This window comes from Streptomyces botrytidirepellens (genome assembly GCF_003721215.1).
Taxonomy (GTDB): Bacteria; Actinomycetota; Actinomycetes; order Streptomycetales; family Streptomycetaceae; genus Streptomyces; species Streptomyces himastatinicus.
This window is the reverse complement of sequence record NZ_RIBZ01000831.1, coordinates 1-17,353: the sequence shown is the minus strand read 5'-3', so window position 1 is coordinate 17,353 and position 17,353 is coordinate 1. Positions and strand designations below refer to the sequence as shown.

The 17,353-nt window shown below is 72.6% G+C and carries 14 protein-coding genes and 1 pseudogene; 5 read left to right on the top strand and 10 right to left on the bottom strand.

Features of this window, described 5'->3' with window-relative positions; translation table 11 throughout:
- The coding region (locus EEJ42_RS43110; RefSeq protein WP_425473060.1) for a GntR family transcriptional regulator at nucleotides 1–521 on the bottom strand (521 nt) is incomplete at its 3' end.
- Here EEJ42_RS43110 and EEJ42_RS43105 point away from each other — a divergent pair.
- Together EEJ42_RS43105 and EEJ42_RS43100 are read left to right on the top strand one after the other, a co-directional pair.
- A complete protein-coding gene (locus EEJ42_RS43105) occupies nucleotides 430–1,428 on the top strand; it encodes a DMT family transporter (protein WP_123107587.1) in 999 nt (332 codons plus the stop codon). The genes EEJ42_RS43110 and EEJ42_RS43105 overlap by 92 nt on opposite strands.
- A gap of 110 nt (nucleotides 1,429–1,538) precedes the next feature.
- Nucleotides 1,539–1,745 (top strand): DUF1918 domain-containing protein, encoded by a 207-nt coding sequence (locus tag EEJ42_RS43100; protein WP_009713813.1) that lies wholly within the window; start codon nucleotides 1,539–1,541, stop codon nucleotides 1,743–1,745.
- Nucleotides 1,746–1,784: 39 nt separating this feature from the next.
- Here the strand turns inward: EEJ42_RS43100 and EEJ42_RS43095 are convergent, their stop codons facing one another.
- A complete protein-coding gene (locus tag EEJ42_RS43095; RefSeq protein WP_123107586.1) occupies nucleotides 1,785–3,020 on the bottom strand; it encodes a glycoside hydrolase family 10-like protein in 1,236 nt (411 codons plus the stop codon).
- A gap of 178 nt (nucleotides 3,021–3,198) precedes the next feature.
- Between EEJ42_RS43095 and EEJ42_RS43090 the strand changes: the two genes are divergently transcribed.
- Together EEJ42_RS43090 and EEJ42_RS43085 are read left to right on the top strand one after the other, a co-directional pair.
- Nucleotides 3,199–5,514, top strand: coding sequence for a xyloglucanase (locus EEJ42_RS43090; protein WP_342778412.1), 2,316 nt, complete (start codon nucleotides 3,199–3,201; stop codon nucleotides 5,512–5,514).
- A gap of 142 nt (nucleotides 5,515–5,656) precedes the next feature.
- Nucleotides 5,657–6,517 (top strand): 3-hydroxybutyryl-CoA dehydrogenase, encoded by an 861-nt coding sequence (locus tag EEJ42_RS43085; RefSeq protein WP_123107584.1) that lies wholly within the window; start codon nucleotides 5,657–5,659, stop codon nucleotides 6,515–6,517.
- A 1-nt stretch (nucleotide 6,518) separates the two neighbouring features.
- Here the strand turns inward: EEJ42_RS43085 and EEJ42_RS43080 are convergent, their stop codons facing one another.
- Nucleotides 6,519–7,304, bottom strand: a complete 786-nt coding sequence (locus EEJ42_RS43080) for an MgtC/SapB family protein (protein WP_123107583.1) — start codon at nucleotides 7,302–7,304, stop codon at nucleotides 6,519–6,521.
- Nucleotides 7,305–7,559: 255 nt separating this feature from the next.
- Here EEJ42_RS43080 and EEJ42_RS43075 point away from each other — a divergent pair, with 255 nt between their 5' ends.
- On the top strand, nucleotides 7,560–7,817 hold the full coding sequence (locus EEJ42_RS43075; RefSeq protein WP_123107582.1) for a hypothetical protein: 258 nt from the start codon (nucleotides 7,560–7,562) through the stop codon (nucleotides 7,815–7,817).
- Nucleotides 7,818–7,867: 50 nt separating this feature from the next.
- On the opposite strand, the gene EEJ42_RS43070 is transcribed toward EEJ42_RS43075, so the two are convergent.
- The 7 genes and pseudogenes from EEJ42_RS43070 to EEJ42_RS43040 form a co-directional block, all read right to left on the bottom strand.
- Nucleotides 7,868–8,398 carry an NUDIX hydrolase gene (locus tag EEJ42_RS43070; protein WP_184503541.1) on the bottom strand — a complete coding sequence of 177 codons (531 nt, stop codon included), beginning with the start codon at nucleotides 8,396–8,398 and terminating at the stop codon, nucleotides 7,868–7,870.
- 94 nt (nucleotides 8,399–8,492) lie between these two features.
- A complete protein-coding gene (locus EEJ42_RS43065) occupies nucleotides 8,493–9,830 on the bottom strand; it encodes an NsdA family TPR-like regulatory protein (RefSeq protein WP_123107580.1) in 1,338 nt (445 codons plus the stop codon).
- 28 nt (nucleotides 9,831–9,858) lie between these two features.
- Nucleotides 9,859–10,844, bottom strand: a pseudogene (locus EEJ42_RS43060) (PP2C family protein-serine/threonine phosphatase).
- Between the two features lie 213 nt (nucleotides 10,845–11,057).
- On the bottom strand, nucleotides 11,058–13,565 hold the full coding sequence (pheT, locus tag EEJ42_RS43055; RefSeq protein WP_123107579.1) for a phenylalanine--tRNA ligase subunit beta: 2,508 nt from the start codon (nucleotides 13,563–13,565) through the stop codon (nucleotides 11,058–11,060).
- Nucleotides 13,565–14,686: a phenylalanine--tRNA ligase subunit alpha gene (gene pheS / locus EEJ42_RS43050; protein WP_009713823.1), complete on the bottom strand. Its 1,122-nt coding sequence runs from the start codon at nucleotides 14,684–14,686 to the stop codon at nucleotides 13,565–13,567. Before pheS ends, pheT begins: the two co-directional genes overlap by 1 nt.
- A gap of 158 nt (nucleotides 14,687–14,844) precedes the next feature.
- The gene (locus tag EEJ42_RS43045; RefSeq protein WP_123107578.1) at nucleotides 14,845–16,059 is read right to left on the bottom strand and encodes a sensor histidine kinase; all 1,215 of its coding nucleotides are present in this window, start codon (nucleotides 16,057–16,059) and stop codon (nucleotides 14,845–14,847) included.
- 41 nt (nucleotides 16,060–16,100) lie between these two features.
- Nucleotides 16,101–16,934 carry a TrmH family RNA methyltransferase gene (locus EEJ42_RS43040; RefSeq protein ID WP_123107577.1) on the bottom strand — a complete coding sequence of 278 codons (834 nt, stop codon included), beginning with the start codon at nucleotides 16,932–16,934 and terminating at the stop codon, nucleotides 16,101–16,103.
- Between the last annotated feature and the right edge of the window lie 419 nt (nucleotides 16,935–17,353).

The following is a 17,353-nucleotide window of genomic DNA, read 5'->3' as shown; positions in this document are numbered from 1 at the left end:
CGCCGCCCGGCCCGGGCCAGGGCGGCGGCCATGGCGCGCTCGGGCTGGAGCGAGGGGTGCAGATAGCCGGCGTTCAGCTCCAGGATCCCGGGCGGCGGGGCGGCGAGGGTGGCCAGGACGCCCGAGGCGTCGACCGAGCGCGGGACCGATTCGCCGGGCGTCTCGACGCTCAGCGCGACCTCCTGCCAGGAGGTGTCCCCGGCCCGTGGCGCCGCGACGCGCGGCGCGGCCCGGAAGGCACCGGCGCCGGGCCGGGTGACGACGAGCCCCTCGGCGGCGAGCGCGGCGAGGGCGCGGGAGACGGTGACCGGACTCACCCGGTGGCGTTCGACCAGGGCACGACTGGACGGCAGCTTCTCACCGGGAGAGTAGCGGTTCAGATCCCGGCGGAGGGATTCGACCAGGTCGGCGACACTGCTACGCTCTTGCATGAGAGCACAGGATAGCGCTACTGCCGACGACACGATAGCGGTGAGCGGTACCACCGACCCCGGGCCGGACGCCCCCGCCGCCACTGTCACCACCACGCCCACCACCGCCACCGCCACCGCCACCATCGCGGCCGATTCCCACGGCACCGCCCGCAGCGGAACGCTGCTGGCCGCCCTCGGGGTGGTCGCCTTCTCGCTCACCTTCCCCGGCACCGCCTGGGCCCTGGAGGGGCTCGGCCCCTGGTCGGTGACCACCTGCCGGGTGGTGCTCGCGGCGCTGGTGGCCGGGGGCGCGCTGGCGGCGCGGCGGGTGGCGCCGCCGCAGCGGCGCCACTGGCCCGGGCTGCTGGTGGTCGCGGCCGGGGTGGTGATCGGGTTTCCGCTGCTGACCACGCTCGCGCTCCAGACCTCCACCACCTCGCACGCCGCCGTGGTCGTCGGGCTCCTGCCGCTCACCACGGCCGTGTTCTCCGCCGTGCGCACCGGGGCGCGGCCCTCGCGCCGGTTCTGGGCGGCGGCGCTCACCGGGGCCGCGGTGGTGATCGGCTTCGCGGTGCAGCAGAGCGGCGGCGCCCTGACCACCGGCGATCTGTATCTGTTCGGCGCGCTGCTGGTGTGTGCGGCGGGCTACGCCGAGGGCGGGCGGCTGGCCCGCACCATGCCGGGCTGGCAGGTGATCGGCTGGGCGCTGGTGGTCTGTGTCCCGGTGGCCGTTCCGGGCGCGGCGATCGCGCTGTCCGCCGAGCCCGTGCAGCTCGGTGGCCACGCCGTGGCCGGGCTGCTGTGGCTGGCGGTGGGCTCGCAGTTCGTGGGCCTGGTGGTCTGGTACCGCGGCATGGCCGCCATCGGCGTGGCCCGGGCCAGCCAGCTCCAGCTGGCCCAGCCGCTGCTGACCCTGGTGTGGTCGGTGCTGCTGCTCGGCGAACACATCGGCCCCGCCGCGCCGATCGCCGCCGTCGCGGTCCTGGTGTGCATCGGAGTGACGCAGCGGGGATAGGGGCGTGAACCGGGGCGAACCCGGCGGGCGCGATCCGGCTGGAGCGGCCATAGACTGGCCACAGGGATCGCATCGCCCTCCGGGTAGCCGCACTACAGGAGGTCACGCAGATGGAGGCGACCGTAGGCGACAAGCTGCTGGTACACGGCAGGGTTGTCGGAGTTCACGACCGGACCGCAGAGATCATCGAAGTGCTCGGGGACCACGGTGAACCGCCGTACCGCGTCCGTTACGAGGACGACGGTCATGAATGCCTGTTCTCCCCGGGACCCGACTCCGTCGTACGTCACCTGCCCGCCGGTCAGCGGCCGCGGTAGCGGTAGCGGCGCGGCCGCGGGCCGGGCTCGGGCTCAGGCTCAGCGGGGCGGACGTACCCGGCACGGATAGTGGTCGGCGACCACGCGCGCCATGGCGCCGTTGCGGTCGGCGGCCACTTCCTTCGCCGAGAAGTACACGTTCCCCCGCACCTGCGGGTGGTCCGCGCACAGGGTGAGGTGCCGGGACAGCTCCGCCGGGTCCTGCCAGGGGGCGGGCTGCGCCGGATCGCCCGCCTTGTACAGCGCCTCGCCGACGTAGAGGTTGACCCCGGTGCCCCGCACCAGCTCCGCCCACCAGGGCACGAGCTTGGCGTAGTCGGCGGCCGCGAAGCCGATGTTCCAGTACACCTGCGGAACGATGTAGTCGATCCAGCCCTCCCGCACCCAGCGGCGGGTGTCCGCGTACAGGTCGTCGTACGTCTGCACCCCGGCCCGGGTGTCGGAGCCGAGCGGGTCGGTGGCGCGGTTGCGCCACACGGCGAAGGGGCTGATGCCGAACCGCACGCCCCGCTTCAGCCGCTTGACGCGTACGCCGGTCTCCCGCACCAGCAGGTCGATGTTGTTCCGCCGCCAGGCGGCCCGGTCGGGGAAGCCCGCGCCGTGGCGCGCGTACGCCGCGTCGTCGTCGAAGACCTGGCCCGCCACCGGATACGGGTAGAAGTAGTCGTCCCAGTGGACGGCGTCGATGTCGTAGCGCGCGACCGCGTGCAGCATCGCGTCCTGGACGAAGCGGCGGACCTCGGGCAGCCCGGGGTTGTAGTAGAGCTTGCCGCCGTACGGCACGACCCACTCGGGGTGCCGCCGGGCGGGGTGGGTGGGGAGCAGCCTGGTGGGGTCGGCGTGGTTCGCGATGCGGTACGGGTTGAACCAGGCGTGCAGCTCGAGACCGCGCCGGTGCGCCTCGCGCACGGCGGTGCCCAGCGGATCCCAGCCCGGGTCCTGGCCCTGCACCCCGGTCAGCCACTCGGACCAGGGCTCGTACGGGGACGGCCACAGCGCGTCGGCGGTGGGGCGGACCTGGAAGACGACCGCGTTGAGCCTCCGCTCGACGGCGGTGTCGAGGAAGGCGAGCAGCGAGGCCCGCTGTTCGGCGGCGGGGAGTCCGGTGCGCGCGGGCCAGTCGCGGTTCGCGACCGTGGCCAGCCACATCCCGCGGAACTCAGGTCCAGGCCCCCGCTCGTCCGCCGCCGCCTCGCCCGGCCAGGCGGCCGCGGCCAGCCCCCCGGCGGCCGCGGCCGTCAGACTTCGCCGTGTGATGCCCGTGATCCGACCCATGCTCACTCCTCACTCAGGCGCAACTCCCGCTGATGATGGGCGCCTTGGGGGCGGGCGGCAATGGGTACCCCTCGACTTCACTCTTCTCGCAGGGCCATCCGGCCGTTAGCATCGGAAGAACGCACGCATGGGAGCGCTCCCAATACACCACACCCCCACGCCCGGAGAGGAAGTTCCCGTGCGCAGCAGAGGCAGGAGAACACCGCTCGGCGCGCTCATGGCCGCGCTGGCACTCGTCGGCGGATTACTGACCGCGGCCGCCGCCCCCGCCGCGGCCCGCACCGACGACTCCCCCACCCCACAGCACAGGGCGGAAAACTACGGCTGGAAGAACGTCCGCATCGACGGCGGCGGTTTCGTCCCCGGCATCGTCTTCAACCGCAAGGAGAAGAACCTCGCCTACGCCCGCACCGACATCGGCGGCGCCTACCGCTGGGACCAGTCCGGCAAGCGGTGGGTGCCACTGCTGGACTCGGTGGGCTGGGACCGCTGGGGCTGGACCGGCGTGGTCAGCCTGGCCAGCGATCCGGTCGCGCCGGACAAGGTGTACGTGGCGGCCGGTACGTACACCAACAGCTGGGACCCGGGCAACGGCGCGATCCTGCGCTCCTCCGACCGGGGCGCCAGCTGGCAGTCGACGGCGCTCCCCTTCAAGCTCGGCGGCAACATGCCGGGCCGCGGCATGGGCGAACGGCTGGCGGTCGACCCGAACAAGAACAGCGTGCTGTACCTCGGCGCGCCCAGCGGCAACGGCCTGTGGCGCTCCACCGACTCCGGGGTCACCTGGTCGAAGGTGACCGCCTTCCCGAACCCCGGGAACTACGTCCAGGACCCGAACGACAGCAGCGGCTACGCGAGCGACAACCAGGGCGTGGTGTGGGTGACGTTCGACGAGCGCACCGGCTCGTCCGGCAGCGCCACCAAGACCGTCTACGTGGGCGTGGCCGACAAGGACAACACGGTCTACCGCTCGACCGACGCGGGCGCCACCTGGTCGCGGGTGGCCGGGCAGCCCACCGGCTTCCTCTCCCACAAGGGCGTGCTCGACACGAAGAACGGCTACCTCTACCTCACCACGAGCGACAAGGGCGGCCCGTACGACGGCGGCAAGGGCCAGGTGTGGCGGTACGCCACCGCGACCGGCGAGTGGAAGAACATCAGCCCCCTGGCGGACGCCGACACCTCCTTCGGCTACAGCGGCCTCACGGTGGACCGTCAGAAGCCCGGCACCCTCATGGTGACCGGCTACAGCTCCTGGTGGCCGGACACCCAGATCTTCCGCTCCACCGACTCCGGCGCCACCTGGACCCGGGCCTGGGACTACACCAGCTACCCGAACCGGTCCTTCCGCTACACCCAGGACATCTCCTCCGTCCCCTGGCTGTCCTTCGGCACCAACCCGACACCGCCCGAGGTCACCCCGAAGCTGGGCTGGATGACGGAGGCGCTGGAGATCGACCCGTTCGACTCCAACCGGATGATGTACGGCACCGGCGCGACGATCTTCGGCACCGAGAACCTGACCGCGTGGGACTCCGGCGGCCAGGCGAAGATCACGCCGATGGTGAAGGGCCTGGAGGAGACCGCGGTCAACGACCTGGCCAGCCCGCCGTCCGGCGCCCCGCTGCTGAGCGCGCTCGGCGACCTCGGCGGCTTCCGCCACACCGATCTCGACGCGGTGCCCGCGAAGATGTACACCTCGCCGTCGTTCACGACGAGCACCAGCCTGGACTACGCCGAGAACAGCCCGAACACCGTGGTGCGGGTCGGCAACAACGACTCCGCCCCGCGCATCGCCTTCTCGACCGACAACGGCGCCAACTGGTTCCAGGGCACCGAGCCGCCCGGCGTCACCGGCGGCGGAACGGTGGCCGCGGCGGCGGACGGCAGCGGCTTCGTCTGGAGCCCCGACGGCGCGTCGTCCGTCTACCGCACCACGGGCTTCGGCCATTCCTGGACGGCGTCGAGCGGCATTCCGGCCGGGGCGACCGTCGAATCCGACCGCAAGAACCCCAAGAAGTTCTACGGCTACAAGTCGGGCACCTTCTACGTGAGCACCGACGGCGGCGCGACCTTCACCGCCAAGGCGTCCTCCGGGCTGCCCGCCGAGAGCGTGCGCTTCAAGGCCGTCCCCGGCGCGGAGGGCGACATCTGGCTCGCCGGCGGCACCGCGAGCGGCGCGTACGGGCTGTGGCACTCCACGGACTCCGGCGCGACCTTCACCAAGCTGCCGGGCGTCCAGCAGGCCGACACCATCGGCTTCGGCAAGGCCGCCCCCGGCGCCTCGTACCAGACGCTCTACACCAGCGCCAAGATCGGCGGGGTGCGCGGGATCTTCCGCTCCACCGACGCCGGGAAGAGCTGGACCCGGATCAACGACGACGCCCACCAGTGGGGCTGGACCGGTGCCACCATCACCGGCGACCCACGGGTCTACGGCCGGGTCTACGTCGGCACGAACGGCCGCGGGATCCTGCGCGGGGACGTGTCGTAACGGGCCCATCAGCACACCGTGAGGACGGGCGGGCCGGGGCGGGACAATGCGGCCCCGGCCCGTCCGCCGCGCCTAACCGGGGGGTAACGTCTGGGTCGACAGGGGGATCAACACAGACAGCTAGCTCAGCGAAAGGCACGATGTGACCGACATCGAACGCGTCGGAGTAGTGGGCTGCGGCCAGATGGGAGCGGGCATCGCGGAGGTGTGCGCGCGGTCCGGCCTGGAGGTCATGGTCGCCGAGACCACCGGCGAGGCCCTGGAGATCGGCCGTACCCGCCTGACCACCTCGCTCGACAAGGCCGCCGCCCGGGGCAAGATCACCGAGGAGGAGCGGGACGCGACGCTGGACCGGCTGAGCTTCACCACCGACCTCGGGGAGTTCGCCGACCGCGACCTGGTCATCGAGGCCGTCGTGGAGAGCGAGCAGATCAAGACGGAGATCTTCCAGGTCCTGGACCAGGTGGTGACCCGCCCGGACGCGATCCTCGCCTCGAACACCTCGTCCATCCCGCTGGTCAAGCTGGCCGTCGCGACCTCCCGCCCGGACCAGGTCATCGGCATCCACTTCTTCAACCCGGCCCCGGTGCAGTCGCTGGTCGAGCTGATCCCGGCGCTCACCACCGGCGAGGAGACCATCAAGCGCGCCGAGGCGCTGGTCGAGGGCGTGCTCGGCAAGCACGCGATCCACGCCCTGGACCGGGCCGGGTTCGTCGTCAACGCGCTGCTGATCCCGTACCTGCTGTCCGCCATCCGGATGTTCGCCTCCGGGGTCGCGAACCGCGAGGACATCGACAACGGCATGGAGATGGGCTGCGCCCACCCCATGGGCCCGCTCAAGCTGTCCGACCTGATCGGCCTGGACACCATCGCGGCGATCGCCGACTCGATGTACTCGGAGTACAAGGAGCCGCTGTACGCCGCTCCCCCGCTGCTGCTGCGCATGGTCGACGCGGGACGGCTGGGCCGCAAGACGGGCTCGGGCTTCTACGAGTACGCCTGATTCACTCCGCGGCCTCCAGTTCCGCGCCCGCGTCGGCGGTGAGCACGCCCTGTAGCTCGGTGATCTGCCCGACCAGCCGCAGGACGTCGCCCCGGCCTTCGAGCGTGATCAGCACCTCGACGACATCGGCCCCGCCGGATCCGGTCTCCTCCCCCTCGGCACGGACGCTCCGGGTCAGCCGGTCCCGGCCCTTCCACGGGGCCCGGTTCACCCGCACCCGCAGCACCCGGAAACCGGCGGCCGTGCACAACTCCAGAACGCGGGGCAGCAGTCCGCCGCCCACCCGGTAGGACAGCTGCAACTCCCGCTGCTCGGCCGACAGGATCGCCGGCATATGGCGGGTGACCAGCGGATAGCCGCGCGCCACCAGGAAGTGGACCGCGGTGGCGGCGGTGGCCAGCAGCGGCAGGCCGCCGCCGCAGGCCATGCCGACCGCGCAGGTCAGCCAGATGGTCGCGGCGGTGGTCAGACCGCGCACGGCATCCCGCCGTACGAAGATCAGGCCGCCGCCGATGAAGCCGATGCCCGAGACCATCTGCGCGGCCACCCGCGAGGGGTCCAGGTCGACGTGTTCGCGGCTCAGCACATCGGCGAAGCCGTACTGGGACACCTGCATGAAGAGCGCGCTGCCCACCCCCACCAGGGTGTGGGTGCGCAGTCCGGCGCTCTTCTGCAGCACGGCCCGTTCGAGCCCGATCAGGGTGGACAGCAGCAGTGCGGTACCGAGCGCGGCGAACTGCCGGGCTCCCTGGTCAGCACCGAAGTCCCACATCGGAGCGGCGATCATGCGTCCACTTCCTTCGGTTACCCGGTCCTCCTCGCTCCCATCGCTACCCGCAGGCAGTCGCGCCACTCTGGGGGCCGCACGGCACACGAAGCTGTCGCCGTCCGGTGCACAGCGCTGCACGGCGCTGTTCGCACGGGGTGTGCGCCGGTGACTCACACACAATCCCCACACACGCTCCCGCTCCCCTTGGTGATGCGGTTGACTCGGAGCGTGAACAGTGCAGTACGGACGTACATCCGGAAGGGGAGCAAACCCGTGACCACCGAGCCCGAGCAGACCGCGTTAGCCGTGGAGCTCGCGGAACTCCGCCGGAGCGTCGAAGTGGGCTTCGCCCGCGTCGACGGCCGGCTCATCCTGCACGACCACCGTGGAGAGCAGACGGAGGAAGAGCTGAGCCAACTCGCCGGGCGTGTCCGCGTCCTGGAGCACGGGCGCTGGCCGCTGCCCTCCATCGCCGCTCTGACGGGGGTATCCGCGCTGGCGCTGGCGGTGTGGCAGGCGGCGGGACGCTAGCCGTTCCCGGCCAGGGGTCCCGTCGCCCGCCGTGGCCCGCGCGGTGGGGATCAGCCCAGGCGGATGTGGTGGAGCAACAGCAGGGCAGCCGCCATGTTCGCCGCGGGCACCTCACCGCGCGCGACCAGGTCGGGCACCAGTTTCAGCGGAACCCATTCACGGCGGTCCGACTCGAAGTCGTCCTCCGGGGGGCCGACGTACTCGGCTTCCTCGGCCCAGTAGATGTGGTGCCGGGCGTCGGTGAGCCCGTTGGACGGCTCCACGGAGAGCAGATGGCGCAGCGGGCCGGGCCGCCAGCCGGTCTCCTCCTCCATCTCGCGCGCTGCCGCGCCCTCGATGTCCTCGCCGTCCTCGACGACGCCCGCGGCCAGTTCCCAGCCCCAGTTGTCGGTGATGAAACGGTGCCGCCACAGCAGCAGTACTTCGTTGGCCTCGTTCACGACCGTCGCCACGGCCACCGGCCGCAACCGGATCAGGTAGTGGTCCAGATGACGGCCGTCGGGGAGTCTGACGTCAGCGAGGTTGACCCGGAACCATCGGTTCTCGTACACGGTCTGCTCCGTGAGATTCTTCCATCGCATTGGTCGGCCACCTTCCGTCGGAGAGATGGCAATCCTCGCGGCCAACCGCTGACGAGGGCGCGGCCACAGTGGGGACCGCGCCAAGCGGCCACGCTCAGAGTGGCACGCGCAGGGCCCCGTCGATGAGTTCGGCGGCCTCGGACGTCGCCGCGCACTCGCTGGCGGCCAGGTGTTCGCGTACCGCGCGGAGCCGGTCGCGTAACCGCTGGGATTCCATGCCCCGGGCCCGTTCGGTCATTTCGACCGCCGTGGCGCCCGCCCGGTCCGCGTCTCCCTGCCTCAGTTCGATGTGGGTGAGCATGGCGAGCCGGTGCACCCGGCCCCGGTCGTGGGCGGGCGTGCCGACCGCGGCGGTGGCGTGTTCCCGGGCGGCGCCGAGGTCGCCGAGGCTCAACAGCGCCTCCGCGACCTGGATGTTGACCAGCCCCGGCTGCACATAGCCGGTCTCGTCGGGCTCCTGGCCCGGCCGGATCCGCTCGGCGGCGGTCTCGGCACGCCGGATGCAGGCCAGCGCGCTGTGGCCGTCGCCGAGCTTCGCGTACGACTTGGCCTGCATCGCGTACAGGTCGGCGGCGAGCGCCGGGGTGATCTGGGACCCCGCGGCGCGCAGCGCCGATTCGGCGAACGCGACGGCCTGCCGGTACTCCTTCATGAACAGCGACTGGGTGACGAGCAGCGCTATCACATACGCGCCCAGGCCCCGGTCCCCGCTGGCCTTCGCGAGCCGCAGCGCCTGGTGGAAGTAGCGCTGGGCCAGGCCGTGGGCGTTGGAGTCGTACGCGCAGATCCCGGCGATCGCGACCAGGCCGCCGGTCGCCCGGTGCAGCTGGCGGCCCATGTCGTCGCCGTAGGCGCCGCGCAGCAGGGGTGCGGTCTCGGAGTTGAGGAAGCCGACGACGCGGGCTCTGGTCGCGATGCCGCCCGCCTTGCGGTACATCTGCTCGTAGTGGGCGCGGGCGGCGCGCAGCATGTCGAGGTCGGTCATGGAGACGCGCGTGAGGCCGTGGCGGGACACGTCCGAGTCCTCGGGCGGGTTCTCCCACTCCCACACCGGGATCACGGCGGGCGTGCCGGTGACCGCGGCGGCTCCTATGACGTGCGGGCGCTGCTGTTCGTCGGAGCGCCACAGCGCGGTGGCGCGCTCGACGAAACCGGACAGCGAGGTGGCGGGGGCGCGCGGGGTGCCGGGGGTGCCGAGGCCGATGTCGTCGAGGGTGAGGGCCCGGTGCAGCCGCTCGCCGAGCACCTCGCAGATGAGGTCCGGCACTTGGCCGCGCGGCCGCTGCCCCTTCAGCCAGCGGGCCACCGCGGTGTGTTCGTACCGCAGCTTCATGCCCCGGGCCCGGCCCGCCTCGTTGATGTGCGCGGCCAGCCCGGCGTGGGAGATTCCGGCCTCGTCGAGTACGGAGTCGAGCAGTGTGTTGGGCTCCATGTCGCCCTCCCGGTGGACTCTGCGCGTATCAGCGTAGTGAAGTCCGTTTCACACGGGGTGTGAAGCCCGCGGGCAGCGGACAGCGGTCGTTGCGCAGCGCCACCAGGGCGATGTCGTCGGCGAGCCGGCCGCCGGTGTGGCGCAGCAACGCCGCCCGCACCGCCGCCACGACCGCCGCGGGGATGATGGGGCCGCTGCCCGCGGCCTCGCCGAGGGCGTGGCGCAGCGGAAAGAACGTGCCGTGTGCGTCGCGCGCGTCCTCGGCGCCGTCGGTGTACAGGACGAGCGCGTCCCCCGGGCGCAGCGCGCCAGGGGCAGTTCGGCGGGAAGCGGGAACAGGCCGAGCGGGGGCAGGACGTCACCGGGGGTGATCTGCCGTGCCATCGCCGGGCCCACGGGCTGCTCGTAGAGCCGGTACGGCCAGGGGTGGCCGCAGTTGAGCGCGGTCAGCTCGCCGCCGGGGCCGATCTCCAGCAGCAGGACGGTCACGAACTCCTCGCCGTGGTCGTCACCGAGGTGGCGCCGCAGCGCGCGGTCCAGCCGCCTGAGGACACCGGCGAGTTCGGCCTCCTCGTGCGCCGCCTCGCGGAAGCTGCCGAGCACGGCTGCGACGGTGCCGAGGGCGGCGAGGCCGTGGCCGCGTACGTCCCCGATGACGGCGCGGACGCCGTGCGCGGTGGCCAGCACCTCGTACAGATCGCCGCCGAGCGCGGCACCGTGGCTGGCCGACAGCGCGCCGCCCGCCATCTCGATCCCGTCCAGCCGGGACGGCAGCGGCCGCAGCACCACCTCCTGTGCGGCGGCGGCCACTTCGCGGGCCCGCTCCAGCTCGCGGACCAGCCGGGAGCGGCGGCCTCGATACGCGTACGCGAGGACGGGGACGGGGGCGGCCAGCAGCGGGACCAGCAGCGGATGGTGGGGGCAGTACCGCTGCCAGACGACGGCACACAGCAGCCACACGCCCGAAAGCGCGAGGCCCAGCTTCCGCCCGCACACCGCCCTGGTCCCGATCATGCGCAGCCCCCACTCGCAGCCAACCGCAACGATTCTCGCGACAGCGACTGCCAAAAAGGAAAGGGGTCTTCCGATTCCCACTCGATCAGGTGAAATTGTGGGCAATCGTCCCGCTGGGCGGGACGGGTGGGCACAACCCACCCACCGGCCCGCACCCGACAACGAAACGGGGCGCACCCCCGTGGGGGTGCGCCCCGTTAGGGCGGTACAACGTCAGGCGCCGCGCAAGGTGGCGCCGGTACGTTCCGCGGCCACAGCCACCGCCGCATCGCGGGCCACCGCGACCTCCTCGGCGGTCAGCGTGCGATCCGGCGCACGGAAGCGCAGCGCGTACGCCAGGGACTTCTTGCCCTCGCCGATCTGCTCGCCGGTGAAGACGTCGAACAGGCGGAGCGATTCGAGCAGTTCGCCCGCCCCCTCCCGCAGCGCCTTCTCCACGTCGGCCGCGGCGACGGAGTCGTCCACCACGAGGGCGACGTCCTGCGTGGCCACCGGGAAGGTGGACACGTGCGGGGACGTCACCGCGCCGCCACCGGCCCGTTCCAGGCGGTCCAGCTCGATCTCCATCGCGCAGGTGCGCTCCGGGAGGCCGAGCGCCTTGGTGACGCGCGGGTGCAGCTCGCCCGCGTTGCCGACGAGGATCTCCTCGCCGTCGACGACGGCGAGCAGCGCGGCGCAGCGGCCCGGGTGCCAGGGGTCCTGCTGGTCCTGGCGGACGATCAGCTCGACGCCCGCCTCGCGCGCCACGGTACGGCCCGCCTCGACGGCGTCGGCCCAGCTGACCGGGGTGCCCTTGCCCCACCATCCGGCCTGCTGCCGGTCGCCCGCGAGGACGGTGGCGGCGCGCCGCGGCTGGCTGGGCAGGGCGGCGTCGAGCTGGGCGATCTCCTCGTCCGACGGCCGGTGGTCGACGGGGAGGCGAACGGCCGGGGGCTCGTCGCCGGTGGCGCGGAAGACCAGCCCGGTTTCGAAGAGCGCGAGGTCGTGTTCGCCCCGCCCGGCGTTGCGCCGCAGCGCGGCGAGCAGCCCGGGCAGCAGGGTGGTGCGCAGCGCGGGCTCGGCGTCGGAGAGCGGGTTGACCAGGCGGACCAGGTCGCGCCGCGGGTCGTCGGCGGCGAGACCGAGCTGGTTCAGCACCTCCTCGCCGATGAACGGGTAGTTCAGCGCCTCGACGTAACCGGCCCCGGCCAGCGCCCGGCCGACCCGGCGGTGCAGCCGCTGGCGCTCGGTCAGCCCTCGGCCGGAGGGCGGCTGCGGCAGGGTGGAGGGCAGGTTCTCGTAGCCCTCCAGCCGGATGACCTCCTCGGCGAGGTCGTTCGGGTCGCGCAGGTCGGGGCGCCAGCTGGGCACGGTGACGGTGAGGTCGTCCGCGCCGTAGACGTCGCAGCCGATCTGCTGGAGGCGCCGCACCACGGTCTCGCGGCCGTACGCGACGCCCGCGACCTTGTCGGGGTGGTCGGCGCGCAGCGTGATGGTGTGCGGGGCGCCGGGCGAGAGGATCTCGGTGACGCCCACCTCGGCGGTGCCGCCCGCGAGCAGCACCAGCAGGTCGACGGTGCGCTGCGCGGCCGCGGAGGTGGCCTCCGGGTCGACGCCGCGCTCGAACCGCTTGGACGCCTCGGAGGACAGCTTGTGGCGGCGGGCGGTGCGGGCGATCGAGACCGGGGCGAAGTGCGCGGCCTCGATGACGACCTCGGTGGTGCCCGCCGCCTCGTTGACGTCGGCGATCTCGGTGTTGGCGCCGCCCATGACTCCGGCGAGGCCGATCGGCCCGCTGTCGTCGGTGATGACCAGGTCCTCGGCGTCCAGGACGCGCTGGGTGCCGTCGAGGGTGGTGAGCTTCTCGCCCGGCTCGGCACGGCGTACGCCGATCGCGCCGGTCACCCGGGAGCGGTCGTAGGCGTGCAGCGGCTGGCCGATCTCCAGCATCACGTAGTTGGTGATGTCGACGGTGAGCGAGACGGGTCGCACGCCCGCCTTCTGGAGCCGCCGCTGGAGCCAGATCGGCGAGCGCGCCTCGGGGTCGAGCCCGGTGACCGTGCGGGCGGTGAAGCGGTCGCAGCCGACCGGGTCGGCGACCTTGACCGGGTAGCCGTGGCTGTTGGGCGCGGGCACGTCCAGCAGGGCCGGGTCGCGCAGCGGCAGCTCGTAGGCGATGCCGGTCTCGCGGGCGATGCCGCGCATCGACAGGCAGTAGCTGCGGTCGGGGGTGACCGCGATGTCGAGGACCTCGTCGACGAGCTGGAGCAGCTCGATCGCGTCGGTGCCGACCTCGTACTCCGGCGGCAGCACGATGATGCCGTCGTGGTCGTCGGACATGCCCAGCTCACTGGCGGAGCAGATCATGCCCTCGGAGGTCTTGCCGTACGTCTTGCGCGCGGAGATCGCGAAGCCGCCGGGCAGTTCGGCACCGGGCAGCACGACGACGACCTTGTCGCCGACCGCGAAGTTGCGGGCGCCGCAGACGATGTTCTGCTGCTCACCGGTGCCGTTGGCCTGGCCGACGTCCACCTGGCAGTAGCGGATGGGCTTCTTGAACCCCTCCAGCTCCTCGATGGCCAGCACCTGGCCGACCACCAAGGGGCCTTTGAGGCCGGCGCCGAGCTGCTCGACCGTCTCGACCTCCAGGCCGGCGGCGACGAGTTTGGCCTGGACGTCGCGGCCGGTCTCACCGGCCGGCAGGTCGACGTATTCCCGCAGCCACGAAAGCGGGACCCGCATCAGATCTCCATCCCGAAGGGCCGGGTGAAGCGCACGTCACCCTCGACCATGTCTCGCATGTCTTCCACGTTGTGCCGGAACATCAGCATCCGCTCGATGCCGAAGCCGAAGGCGAACCCGCTGTACTTCTCCGGGTCGACGCCGCAGGCGATGAGCACCCGCGGGTTGACCATGCCGCAGCCGCCCAGCTCGATCCAGCCCTCGCTTGAGCAGGTGCGGCACGGGCGGTCCGGGTTGCCGACGGACTCGCCGCGGCACACGTAGCACCGCATGTCCATCTCGGCGGACGGCTCGGTGAACGGGAAGAAGTTCGGCCGCAGCCGCGTGGTCATGCCCTCGCCGAACAGCGCCCGCACCATGTGGTCGAGCGTGCCCTTGAGGTCGGCCATGGTCAGGCCCTCGTCGATGGCCAGCAGCTCGACCTGGCTGAAGACGGGGGTGTGGGTGGCGTCCAGCTCGTCGGTGCGGAAGGTGCGGCCCGGGCAGATCACATAGATCGGCGGCTTCCGCTCGATCATCGACCGGATCTGCACCGGCGAGGTGTGCGTCCGCAGCACCACCCCGGACGGCTCGTCCTTATCGGCACCCCGGACGAAGAACGTGTCCTGCATCTCGCGGGCCGGGTGGTCCGGCGGAAAGTTGAGCGCGTCGAAGTTGAACCACTCGGCCTCGACCTCCGGCCCCTCGGCCACCTCGTAGCCCATGGCCACGAAGACGTCCTCGATGCGCTCGGAGAGCGTGGTGATGGGGTGGCGGGCACCGGCCGGGGTGCGGTCGTACGGCAGCGTGACGTCCACCGCCTCCTCGACCAGCACCCGGGCGTCGCGCTCCGCCTCCAGCTCCGCCTGCCGGGCCTTCAGGGCCTGGGTGACCTGGCCGCGGGCCTGGCCGACGCGCTTGCCCGCGTCCGCCTTGGCGTGCGGCGGCAGGGCGCCGATCTCGCGGTTGGCGAGGGCGAGCGGCGAGCGGTCGCCGGTGTGGGCGACCTTCACCTCGCGCAGCGCTTCGAGGTCCCCCGCGGCGGCGATGGCGTCCAGCGCCTCGTCCCGCATCCGGGCGATCTCTTCCGGTTTCAGTGCCTCGACCTCGACAGGGTCGTACGACTTATTGGGTGCCGACATCTCTTCCCGTGCTTCCGATTAGCTGGCTGCGCGACCCCGCTCGACGGCTGCGACGCTTGCGTCCACAAAGCGACCACGAAGGGGACGCCGAAGGTGCCAAAGCCCGAGTCTAAGGGGCGCGGGGGATCTGCTGTTCCGCGGGAAGCCCGTGGGGACGCTCAGGCCAGATAGGCCGGGGTGCCCACGGGCAGCGTAAATCGGAACTCGGCGCCGCCCCCGGCGGCCCGTCCGACGGTGATCGTCCCGCCGTGCGCCTCGACGATGCCCTTGACGATGTAGAGCCCGAGGCCGGTGCCGCCGCGCTTGCTGCCCCGCCAGAAGCGGGTGAACACGCGGCTCATCGACTCCTCCGGGATACCGGCGCCTTCGTCGCTCACGGTGATGGCGGTCCTTTCGACGACGGGGCCGTCCGCCGCGGGCCGGTGCGGTGCGGGGGCCACCTCGATGGTGACGGTTCCCTCGCCGTGCCGCACCGCATTTTCCAGCAGGTTGCCCAGCACCTGGTCGATCTTGTCCGGATCGGCCCACAGTCCGGGCAGCGGGCCCCGCACCTTGATCAGGAACCGTTCGGCGGTCTGCCCGGCCGAGGTGAGCGCCTGCACATGGCGGCGCACGGCGGCCGCGACGTCCACCGGCTGGCGGCGCACCTCCAGCCGACCGGAGTCGATCCGGGAGATGTCCAGCAGCTCGGCGATCAGGCGGGTGACGCGGTTGGCGTCGGAGTCGACCGTCTCCAGCATCAGCCGCTTCTGGTCGTCGGTGAACCGCTCCCACTTCGCCAGCAGGGTGGCCGTGAAACCTTTCACGGAGGTCAGCGGGGACCGCAGCTCGTGCGCCACGGTCGCGATCAGCTCGGCATGGCTGCGCTCGGTGCGCCGCCGGGCCTCGGTTCCGCGCAGCGAAACGACGAGGCGGCGCACGGGTCCGGTCGGCCGCTCGCGTACGTAACGGGCCGAGACCAGGACCTCGTGGCCGCCGGGCAACAGCAGATTGCGCTCGGGCTGGCCGACGCGGGTGGCCAGCCCTCCGTACGGATCGGTCAGCGCCCACCAGCGCCGGCCGTCCAGGTCCTCTAACGGGAGCGCGCGCTCCAGCCGCTGGCCGATGGCGTCCGCGGGGCGGATGGCGGTGATGCGGCCCGCCGCCGCGTTGAAGCAGGTGACCCGGCCCGTCTCGTCGGCCACCACCAGGCCGTCGGGCAGATCGTCCGGGTGCAGGCCGAGCGCGGCCAGCGCCTCGTACGGGTCGTGCGCGCCGCGCTCGCGCGCCGCGCCGGGGTCCCGGCGGTCGTGTCCGCCGGGGCCGGGCAGCGTACGTCCGGGCGCGTGGGCATCGGCCGCAGCCGCCCCGGCGCCGGAGGTCCTGACGTCCATCCCCACACCCCCTCCTGGGCCTCGTGTGGGGGCAAACCCTACTAGGTCCCGGTCACGGAACGGCACCCTGTGGGAGCGCGCTGCGCACGAGCGGAGGCGTAGAGGCACACGGCGGCGGCCGTCGCGAGGTTGAGGCTCTCGGCTCTGCCGTGGATCGGAACGCGCACCACCTCGTCCGCGAGTGCGCGGGTAGCCTCCGGCAGCCCCCACGCCTCGTTGCCGAAGATCCAGGCGGTGGGCGCGCCGAGCAGCCCGTCGTCCAGCTCCGCGTCCAGGTCGCGCTCCCCCGCCCCGTCCGCGGCCAGCACCCGCGCCCCGGCCTTGCGAAGGCCGTCGACGGCCTCCTCGACGGGTACGCCGATGGCCACCGGGAGGTGGAAGAGCGAGCCCACGGAGGCGCGCACCGCCTTGGGGTTGTACGGGTCAACGGAGGCGTCCGTGAACACCACCGCGTCCGCCCCGGCGGCGTCAGCGCACCGCAGCACGGTCCCGGCGTTGCCCGGGTCGCGGACGTTCGCGAGCACGGCGACCAGCCGGGGGCGGGCCCGCAGGATCTCCTCGAACGGCGAGTCCAGGAAGCGGCACAGGCCCACGATGCCCTGGGGGGTGACCGTGTCGGACATCTCCGCGATCACGTCGTCGGACGCGGTGAGGACCGGGATGCGGGCGGCGCGGGCGGCCTCGACGATGCCGGTGTGCCGGGCCGCGGCCTCGGGCGTCGCGTACACCTCGACCAGGTGCGCGATCGCCTCGCGGACGGCCTGCGGGCCCTCCACGAGGAACCGGCGTTCCTTGCCGCGGAAGCTGCGCTTGGCGAGCCGTCTGGCCGCGGTGACGCGCGGCGATCGCAGGGACGTCAGCTCGGGGGTCGCCATGGGATGCGCCTTCTGTGTTGTGCGGTGTGGTGGTTGGGTGCGGCCCGGCTCTTCCCCCACCCCGCCCCTCCCCGAAACCGGGGGCAAGCCCCCGGCCCCCGGGGGACCGGGCGCGGGGGAAAAGGCCCCGCACCGGCCCGGCGCCAACGGCCGCTACGCGGCCTCGGCGAGGCCCGTGACCAACCGGCCGGGGAGGAGACAGCCGGGTGGCGGGGCAATGCGCGTCGCGGCTACGCCGCCGGCGCCTGGTTGTGGGCAATCGTTCCGCGGGGCGGAACGGGTGGGCACAACCCGGCCACCGGGCCGCACCCGGCAACGCAACCCCGAGGGGCACGGCAGGCGCCGAACCGGCCGCCGGACCGCACCCGGCGGCGGGACCGCCAGGGTCACGGCCGGGCACCGAAGCCCGCCCCGGGCCG